The 8,200-nt window shown below is 41.8% G+C and carries 10 protein-coding genes and 1 pseudogene; all 11 read left to right on the top strand.

All coding sequences use genetic code 11. The annotated features are described in order from the left end of the window. The first annotated feature begins 66 nt into the window (after nucleotides 1-66). Nucleotides 67-474, top strand: a complete 408-nt coding sequence (locus ACX5J7_RS15040; protein WP_159582028.1) for a hypothetical protein — start codon at nucleotides 67-69, stop codon at nucleotides 472-474. A gap of 124 nt (nucleotides 475-598) precedes the next feature. Then, entirely contained in the window at nucleotides 599-955 is a 357-nt protein-coding gene (locus ACX5J7_RS15035) for a hypothetical protein (RefSeq protein ID WP_013785562.1), read from the top strand. A 111-nt stretch (nucleotides 956-1,066) separates the two neighbouring features. Continuing rightward, nucleotides 1,067-1,456, top strand: a complete 390-nt coding sequence (locus tag ACX5J7_RS15030; RefSeq protein WP_498707405.1) for a hypothetical protein — start codon at nucleotides 1,067-1,069, stop codon at nucleotides 1,454-1,456. A 130-nt stretch (nucleotides 1,457-1,586) separates the two neighbouring features. Next, entirely contained in the window at nucleotides 1,587-1,817 is a 231-nt protein-coding gene (locus ACX5J7_RS15025; RefSeq protein WP_150140838.1) for a hypothetical protein, read from the top strand. 135 nt (nucleotides 1,818-1,952) lie between these two features. Then, on the top strand, nucleotides 1,953-2,381 hold the full coding sequence (locus ACX5J7_RS15020; RefSeq protein WP_190322186.1) for a hypothetical protein: 429 nt from the start codon (nucleotides 1,953-1,955) through the stop codon (nucleotides 2,379-2,381). Nucleotides 2,382-2,509: 128 nt separating this feature from the next. Beyond that, nucleotides 2,510-2,821: a hypothetical protein gene (locus ACX5J7_RS15015; protein WP_075176688.1), complete on the top strand. Its 312-nt coding sequence runs from the start codon at nucleotides 2,510-2,512 to the stop codon at nucleotides 2,819-2,821. Between the two features lie 1,374 nt (nucleotides 2,822-4,195). After that, nucleotides 4,196-4,630: a hypothetical protein gene (locus tag ACX5J7_RS15010; protein WP_190322185.1), complete on the top strand. Its 435-nt coding sequence runs from the start codon at nucleotides 4,196-4,198 to the stop codon at nucleotides 4,628-4,630. Between the two features lie 131 nt (nucleotides 4,631-4,761). Then, a complete protein-coding gene (locus ACX5J7_RS15005; protein ID WP_150140888.1) occupies nucleotides 4,762-5,097 on the top strand; it encodes a hypothetical protein in 336 nt (111 codons plus the stop codon). Between the two features lie 817 nt (nucleotides 5,098-5,914). Continuing rightward, entirely contained in the window at nucleotides 5,915-7,504 is a 1,590-nt protein-coding gene (locus ACX5J7_RS15000; protein ID WP_150140884.1) for a DUF4435 domain-containing protein, read from the top strand. 80 nt (nucleotides 7,505-7,584) lie between these two features. Then, on the top strand, nucleotides 7,585-7,854 hold the full coding sequence (locus tag ACX5J7_RS14995) for a hypothetical protein (protein ID WP_150140882.1): 270 nt from the start codon (nucleotides 7,585-7,587) through the stop codon (nucleotides 7,852-7,854). A gap of 129 nt (nucleotides 7,855-7,983) precedes the next feature. Beyond that, nucleotides 7,984-8,200 (top strand): annotated as a pseudogene (locus ACX5J7_RS14990) (hypothetical protein); the annotation flags it as partial.

Here is an 8,200-nt window from a genome sequence, read left to right as displayed (position 1 = left end):
CTTCGTTCGGATTTTAGCCCACATGCCTGCGCCCCTTATTTAAAAGTTATGTGACTCAGGATATTCATGGATAGAAACACTAAAAAAGCACTGAGATGGGATTCTGGTTACAGAACTAAACCAATCAAACCAGACAAAGCTTCCTTTTCAAGTGGCAAGTATTCTATGGCGTATGCTTGCCTCGACTGCAAAACCTCTTTTCAACGTAGCTTTCCTGGTGCTCCATGCGATTATCCATTGCACGGCCAGTGTGTTTCTTGTGGTGGTGTTACTTATAATTTAGGCCGGCATTTCAAAGCACCAAAAAAGTCTGATATCGCCCAATGGAAAAAGGTGGCATACCTCGTCCACCATGGTTTCTATTTTCAAAAAATCAGGCCTATCAAAAATAGCTATTGCAACGTTTCTTACCCTTCAACGTTGGCAGAAGCTAAAGTGTTTGTTAAAAAGTATAAAAAGCATGCTCTTATTTAGGGTAAAGTCACATAACAAACAAATTATGGCACTCGCTGCCGCTCGCTGGGACGCAAACATGTGCGCGGCTTCGCCATTTTTGCACACATGTCTGCGCCCCTTATTTAAAAGTTAGGTGTCAGGGATGAAAACGATATTACTGTCATTTATTGTCATTGTGTTAGCTGGGTGTACATCAGTCGCCAAACCTACTATCCATCTGCATTCCAACGGAATTAACGAAGCAAAGCTAACCAGCCTAAGAACCAAGTTAGAAAAAAGTGGGTATACAGTAATCAATAGCAATCAAGACTTTTCTCATTTCTTGTTTACGCCGCTCATAGTTGTTCCAAAAAACTCTAAACTCAATACACCAGAGCTTCGACAACAAATAACCGACACTTTAGGCTCTATACCAATTGTAAAACGTGGTAACTTTAAAAATCATAAGTATTCGGTCGGCCATATTGGTGTGTATCTTCGAGCAAACAATGCCACCTAACAAAAAAATTAAGTCACTCACTTCGTTCGCTGGGACGCATACATGCGGGGCGGCGTCGCCATTATGCCCCACATGCCTGCGCCCCTTATTTAAAAGCGTTATGTGAAAACGATGAAAATATTTACATTACTTCTTTTTTTGACTTCATTTTCTACAGTGGCGGATGTTCCCCTTCCAGTAACAGAAGTTAGCGCTTCTAACTTTAAAGATCTTGGTTGGTTTGTACGTATAGAAGAAGTAGACGAGGAAGGGTTTAGATACGGACTAGCTAAATTTCCGCTAGAACTAGAGAGCGGCTTAGTTGCGATGAGAGTTCAGTTTGGGACTACTGATCTATCAGGTAATGATTTAACAGCGTCATCGAGTGATGCCCTAATCCAAGATAAAGAGCCAGAGATATTTTTTGCCTATAAGCCAAATTTAATGGACGCATACGTTTGTATTTACTATGGTTTTGTCAAAGAAAGCATATGTGGAAGCATTTTGTATAAACTCTTTTGAACAATTTTCACATAACAAATAAATTAAGTCGCCCGCTGCGCGGGCTGGGACGCAAACATGCGGGGCGGCTTCGCCATTATGCCCCACATGTCTGCGCCCCTTATTCAAAAGTTATGTGCACAGGTGATTTATGCTGGTCAGAGTAAAAGCTGTGAACTTCTATACAGATGAATCTTGGATACTCAAATTTAAAGATTCGCAAAACAATGAGTATATCGCTCCAAGTGCAAATATATACTCGGTTTTAGGGCTACACACACCAGTTACTAAAAAGCATTTAGACAGTCTTGATGTTGGGGCTTCTGTCCGCGTTAGTTATGAGGTTGTAGAAGGCCAAAATATAGTTACTTCAATTGCCTGAATGTGCACATAACAAACGCATTAACACTCGCTGCGCTCGCTAGGGACAAAAACACGTAGGCTCCCTTCGCTTCGCTCTGTATTATAGCCTACGTATTTTTGCCCGTTATGCGGGTGTTATGTTCACGGGTAAATTATGAGATCGTTCTTTACTTATTTAACCATATGCTTAATCTCTTTGTTCATAGGTTATCAAATACATGGTTATTTTCTTTCTGGAAAACTTCAGGAACAGAAGGCTGATCACATTATCGGACAGGCTGGGTTAATTGGTTTGATCACATCTGGACTCGTATCACTGGAAGAGGCAGAAGGAGAAGATATACAACGATTTATTAATGGCGCTCTTGTATTGGAAGCAGAGAAGTTTAAAGAATTTGCCGAGTCGTCTTCTCACAGCTCTGCTGAATTCGTGGGTAGCGTTTCAGAAACAATTGAAGAGTACCTTATTAAGAATCCTTCAAAGCCATGTATTTCTACTCCTCCTCAAGAAGTTTACAATTGCGAGTACAAACTTAAAATAGGTCAGTTAAACAAGGTCTTAGATAATTTAGTGGTTAAGTGAACATAACAATCTGCTGTAGTCGCTCGCGGGCTCGCTGGGACGCAAACACATGGGCTGCGTCGCTTCGCTCCTAAATTTTAGCCCATGTGTTTCCGCCCCTAAGCAGGGTGTTATGTGCAAGGATGAACATGAATAACATAGTCAATTTTCCAACCAAAGCAGTTCAAGAGTGGAACAGCTTTGAAAAAACTCTTACGAATATATTAGCGGAAAGCGAAGCATCATTAGAGATGACCGATATAGTTATATCACGCATGAAAGATGCGTTTGATGATTATCAGTTTAATTATAATCTATCACTTCAAATACCGAGCGAAGTGGCGGAGCACGTTAAGCATGAAATGACAGGTTTTACTAGCTACTTGACAGAGAAATTTGGGAAACTCCTTCTCCAAAGAGTGATACTAGAAATAAAACTTGCAAAAGAACAAGGTTATTAATGGTTGCACATAACAACCCAATCAACACACTCACTTCGTTCGCTGGGACGCATACATGCGGGGCGGCTGCGCCATTATGCCCCACATGCCTGCGCCCGTTATTGGAAAGTTATGTGCTTCTAAGGATTGGAAATGAATAATTCAGAAAATTTAAATCTTACCTTCTTAGCTATCAAAACAAAGATATTAAAGCGGTTTCGAATCTTTTTGCTCCCAATATTCATCTAAGAGATTGGAAAATTTCTGTTCATGGTAAAAGTGTCGCCATATCGGAAACTCAGAAGAATTTTGACAACGCTTCAAGTTTGGAAATCGAAATCTTAAATATTATGGAAAACGATAATTCGGTCTCCGGAGAGCTCAAGATTGTTGTTAATGAAACAGAAGTACTTTTTGTCGTTGACGTTGTAACATTCAATAGCGACGGTTTGATTTCATCTATTAGGGCTTATCTTGGCAGGGAAAACTAGGATGTATCTGCACGCACCTAACAAGCCAATAAACGCACTCACTTCGTTCGCTGGGACGCATACACGCGCGGCGGCTTCGCCATTATGCCCCACATGTATGCGCCCGTTATTGGAAAGTTATCTTTAAGGAGGAACATTCAATGAACCCCAGTTTTTATAAGGAGTCCTTGGCAGTATTGTTAGCTTTATTTTTAGGTTAATCACCGCAGATTGTTTTGGCAGAGGAGCCACCTGTTAAAAAAAGCAAGAGCGGCAAATGTCACGCTAAAGGTAGTACTTACTATTCCAAGACAAAGAACTACACTCCATATCAGTCTATGGAGGCATGTTTAAAAAGGTGGCGGGCGTCGTCCAAAGTGTTAAACATAACAATCACATTAAGCCACTCGCTGGGACAGTAACACGTGGGCTCTGTCGCTTCGCTCTAAATTTTAGCCCACGCATTACTGCCCCTTATGTGGGTGTTAGGCGTCATTTACTTACAGTATTAAAATGTGAGTTCAGGCGTGACATTCCGACTTAAAGGTTGTTTCGCTAGGTTGTCTTTAAGGCTTGCTTTTTTGGTAGTTTCAACGGCTTTTGCAACGTGTTTTTTATCAAATCCGAAACGCCAACATTCTGCATCATCAGCTTTCTAAACTCGCTCTTTTATCCAGCATTACCGTTAACATCTGGCTTTTCACACAGGGTTGTTTTATCTTAATTTCAATAGTTTAAACACGCGGTCTATTTGGCTAGTGGTGGCAGCAAAGCTGCGTACTTTCAGTTGTACGCCTAACAAAACGCTGTTGGCACTCCCTTCGGTCGCTGGGACGCTAACACGGGGCCGCTTCGCGATTATGGCCCCATGTTAGCGCCCCAAAGCTTAAAGTTATATTTCTTTCAAACGGCAAGGATGTAAATTTTGGTTCGAAATAGAAACAATAAAGTGACAGTTGCCTACAGTTTTTTGTTTCAATCAGACGCATCAGCTAAAAGTGGGTTTAAGGTTATTCAAGAGCGAACAGCCCCCTCAGAATGTTCCATCCGTTATACCAAGGAAGGCAAAGTTATTCTTCGTATCACTAGGCTTCTGGAAAATTCAGAACAAGCTCTATCTAACGTAAAAGAGGAATTGGAATCAGACCTTAAAAGGTATGGGGGTGAGTTTCAGAACTGGAAATATCACGTAATCAGCTCAAACGGATTATTGAAACCTAAGGCCATAACTCGCGCATCTACTTTACTTGCCTGGTTAACCCCTCCTGGAGATGCAAGAAACTATCGCACCTACAAAATGCCTTTTTACTCATTAGTATTTGTATTAGCACTAGGTTTAATTGTAGTTTTGTGGGTATGAAATATAACAATACGCTGTTGGCACTCCCTTCGGTCGTTGGGACGCAAACACGGGGCCGCTTCGCGATTATAGCCCCGTGCCTGCGCCCCAAAGCTTAGCGTTAGCTACCTAGTAAACGACAAGGATATAAAGTGTTTAAACAAAAGCGCCAGAATAGAATTCCTGTTTCAACAAAAGATACCTTCTGCATCCCTTTTAATATCCATCAAAAGGCTAGGAACGGGTATAAGGTTAGTGAAAACCCCGTTAAACCTGCAATTGAGTTCACTGCCACGTACGAAGAAGCACTCGAAAAATTAAGGTCTTATAATATTGCTGGGTGGCGCGACTATGGTAAGGGGAATACACAAAGTGCGCGCAAAGCAGTAGGTTGGGTTAATTTGGACGATGCGAAACGTCTATTGGATGAGAGTGATGACACCAAAAGAGTTGCTTTGTACGAATCTTTGACTGACGTCGTTGATTAAAATCTTAAATACGTGAGAACTCAAATGAATAGGTTCAAAGAAATACTCTGCCTTTACCAGAAAACAGGAGGTAAAAATGATATTCATGATAGTCTTTGCATTTGCTTAGAAACAGGGAAATTATTCATTAGACTTGAAAAATCGAGTAACTCTAGCTGGCGGGGCGAGGACGTCCAAACAATATTTCTGCCGGACGCGAAGAATACTTATAAAGAATATTTCACTAAATCAATCGACTTTCTTAGCTCAGTGAAAGGAGCTAACAAAAAAATTAAGTCGCTCGCTGGCTCGCTGGGACACAAACATGACGGCTGTGTCGCTTCGCTCCGATTATAGCCGCCATGTTTATGCCCCTTATTTGGGTGTTAGGCGTCATTTACTTACAACATTAAAATGTGGGTTTGGATGTGACATTCCAGCATCAAGGTTGTTTCGCTAGGTTGTCTTTACGGCTTACTTTTTTCGGTAGTTTCAACGGCTTTAGCAACGCGCTTTTTATCAACAGTGCAACGCCAATATTTAACATCACCACTTTTCTAAACTCCCTCTTTTATCCAGCATTACCGTTAACATCTGGCATTTCGCACGGGGTTGTTTTATCTTAAATTCAATAATTTAAATAAGCGGTCTATTTGGTTAGTGGTGGCAGCAAAGCTGCGTACTTTCAGTTGTACGCCTAACAAAACGCTGTTGGCACTCCCTTCGGTCGCTGGGACGCTAACACGTGGGCTGGCTCGCTTCGCTCGGATTTTAGCCCACGCGCTAGCGCCCCAAAGCTTAGCGTTATGCCAATAATCATGGATAGAGAAATCTCGATATGAAAGAACTGATTCTTCCAAAAGAAAATAACAACGAATCAATTGAAGCAACTCAAAGCATATTGTTTGTGGGCGCCAATGGCTCTGGAAAAACCCGTCTTGGCACTTGGATTGAAATAAATTCACCTCAGAAACACCTAGTACATAGAATATCTGCGCAAAAATCCCTCTCCTTACCTGATTCCACTACTCCTCAATCGATAGAGCAAGCGGAGAAGGATCTTTTGTTTGGCAACCCCGGGTGGACCTACCAGAATAAGGCGAGCAAGTGGCAGAACAAACCAGCTACTGCGTTTCTAAACGATTACCAAAAACTCATGGTTTATTTGTTCTCGGATGAAACTGAGGAGAATGCGAAGTTCAAGAGGGCCTGCAAAGAAAGTGAAGAACGTGTTGCCCCTCCTATAACTAAGATTGATCGCGTAAAAGAATTATGGGAAACAATCCTTCCTCACAGGGAATTAGTTATTGGAGGATTAAGAATTCAAACACGCGTTAGGGGACTTGAGGACAAAATATATAACTCATCAGAGATGAGTGATGGAGAGAGAGTTATATTTTACCTCATAGGGCAGTGCCTAGCCGCTCCAAAAGATGGAATCATTGTTATAGATGAGCCCGAATTACATCTGCACAAGTCTGTCCAGGCTCCATTATGGGACGCTGTAGAAAAACTAAGAGACGACTGCCTTTTTGTTTATTTAACGCATGATGTTGATTTTGCAGCTGCTAAAGAAACAGCGAAAAGAGTGTGGCTGAAATCTTTCGATGGCCAAAAATGGGAATGGGAGCAAATAGAAGACGATGAAAATCTCCCAGACGATTTACTTATTGAGGTTTTGGGGAGTAGAAAACCTGTTGTATTTGTAGAGGGCGAAAATGGCAGCTTTGATGTCAGCCTATACAGAGAACTTTTATCAGATTTTCTCGTTATCCCAAGGGGGAGTTGCACTCAAGTAATCCAATCTGTAAAAGCGTTAAAAGCAAACCCACAAATACATCATTTGGATGTGTACGGATTAATCGACAGAGACCGTAGGGTTCACGCTGAAATTACAAAGCTTGAACAAGACTCCATTTATGTATTGAGCGTAGCAGAAGTTGAGAATCTGTTTTGTGCGAGAGAGGTTCTTGCAATAGTAAGCAATAGGCTAGCTCGTGACCCAGCATCAGATTTTGATGCGGTTTCCAATACCGTGTTTGGTAGACTTCAGGGAGAGCTCGACCATCAAGTGTCATTGCGCGTATCTAGTGAAGTTAAGTTCCAACTGAATATGTTTGATGCAAGTCAAACTGGCGCTCAAAATATAAACAACGCACTGCAAGCGCTTGTTTCGAGTATTGATGTAAACCAAATATATGCTGATACAGATTCACTTTATCGCAATGTTCTAAATACAAAGGACTATGAGCAGTTATTGGCGCTCTACAACCGTAAGTCCCTTTCTTCACAAGTTAGTAATTCATTGGGCTTAGCAAATGGAAGCTTGCCAGAAACGATCGTCCGACTTGTGAGGGGCGATTCTAAAGAAGAAATTAAGAATGCGTTAAAACCCTATTTTGGGAACTTTCAGCAACATATGGCATAACAAGTTGCTGCACTCGGAAAGATTACTCGCTGCGCTCCTAATTTTCCGGTGAGCAAGGCGTTAGCTGTCTGGTGAAGCCAATGAGTAAGTATTACGCGATGAAGCAAGGGGCATACCCCACCGAAGAACAGGTAGCCGAAGCTAGGCGTAAAAAGCACGTAAAACACCTAGATTATTTTTACGGCGATTACTGGTCTATTTTCGAGGACGAGGGTCATAGATTCTTCATCGAGTTTGATGTGGGTCACTTTGCATCTAAGTTTGTTGTCCGAGAAATAAGTGGTGAGGACTACGGAGCACTGAAAAACGATAAAGGCCTGTTCGATAAAGTTCGTAGGAGTGTGGAGTGAATTGCACAGCTAACCAAACGCTGTTGGCACTCCCTTCGGTCGCTGGGACGCAAACACGTGGGCGGCTTCGCCATTTTCGCCCACGAGCCTGCGCCCCAAAGCTTAGCGTTAGCCATCACTGGAGAAAGGATGAAACTACCTTTAATTAAAATTTTTCTTTTCGCATTTACTGCATTTTTAAGCGGTTGTTCGGCGACTGGCGAAAAGTTTTCGGAAGCCACATTGGTAAACCAAGAATCAGCTACCGTCTATTTTATGAGGCAGAGTAAGTTTTTGGGTGCGGCTGGTTGCAGAGATGTATTTATAGACAATAAAAAAGTTGGCTGTATAAAAAATGCTGGATTTT

The sequence above is a fragment of the Alteromonas infernus genome, from assembly GCF_902705815.1.
This window is presented reverse-complemented; position numbering and strand designations above follow the sequence as displayed.

Bases quoted from the DNA above. Each gene is read 5' to 3' on its own strand.
- ACX5J7_RS15040 (WP_159582028.1), top strand. From the start codon at position 67: ATGGATAGAAACACTAAAAAAGCACTGAGATGGGATTCTGGTTACAGA.
- ACX5J7_RS15035 (WP_013785562.1), top strand. From the start codon at position 599: ATGAAAACGATATTACTGTCATTTATTGTCATTGTGTTAGCTGGGTGT.
- ACX5J7_RS15030 (WP_498707405.1), top strand. From the start codon at position 1,067: ATGAAAATATTTACATTACTTCTTTTTTTGACTTCATTTTCTACAGTG.
- ACX5J7_RS15025 (WP_150140838.1), top strand. From the start codon at position 1,587: ATGCTGGTCAGAGTAAAAGCTGTGAACTTCTATACAGATGAATCTTGG.
- ACX5J7_RS15020 (WP_190322186.1), top strand. From the start codon at position 1,953: ATGAGATCGTTCTTTACTTATTTAACCATATGCTTAATCTCTTTGTTC.
- ACX5J7_RS15015 (WP_075176688.1), top strand. From the start codon at position 2,510: ATGAATAACATAGTCAATTTTCCAACCAAAGCAGTTCAAGAGTGGAAC.
- ACX5J7_RS15000 (WP_150140884.1), top strand. From the start codon at position 5,915: ATGAAAGAACTGATTCTTCCAAAAGAAAATAACAACGAATCAATTGAA.
- ACX5J7_RS14995 (WP_150140882.1), top strand. From the start codon at position 7,585: ATGAGTAAGTATTACGCGATGAAGCAAGGGGCATACCCCACCGAAGAA.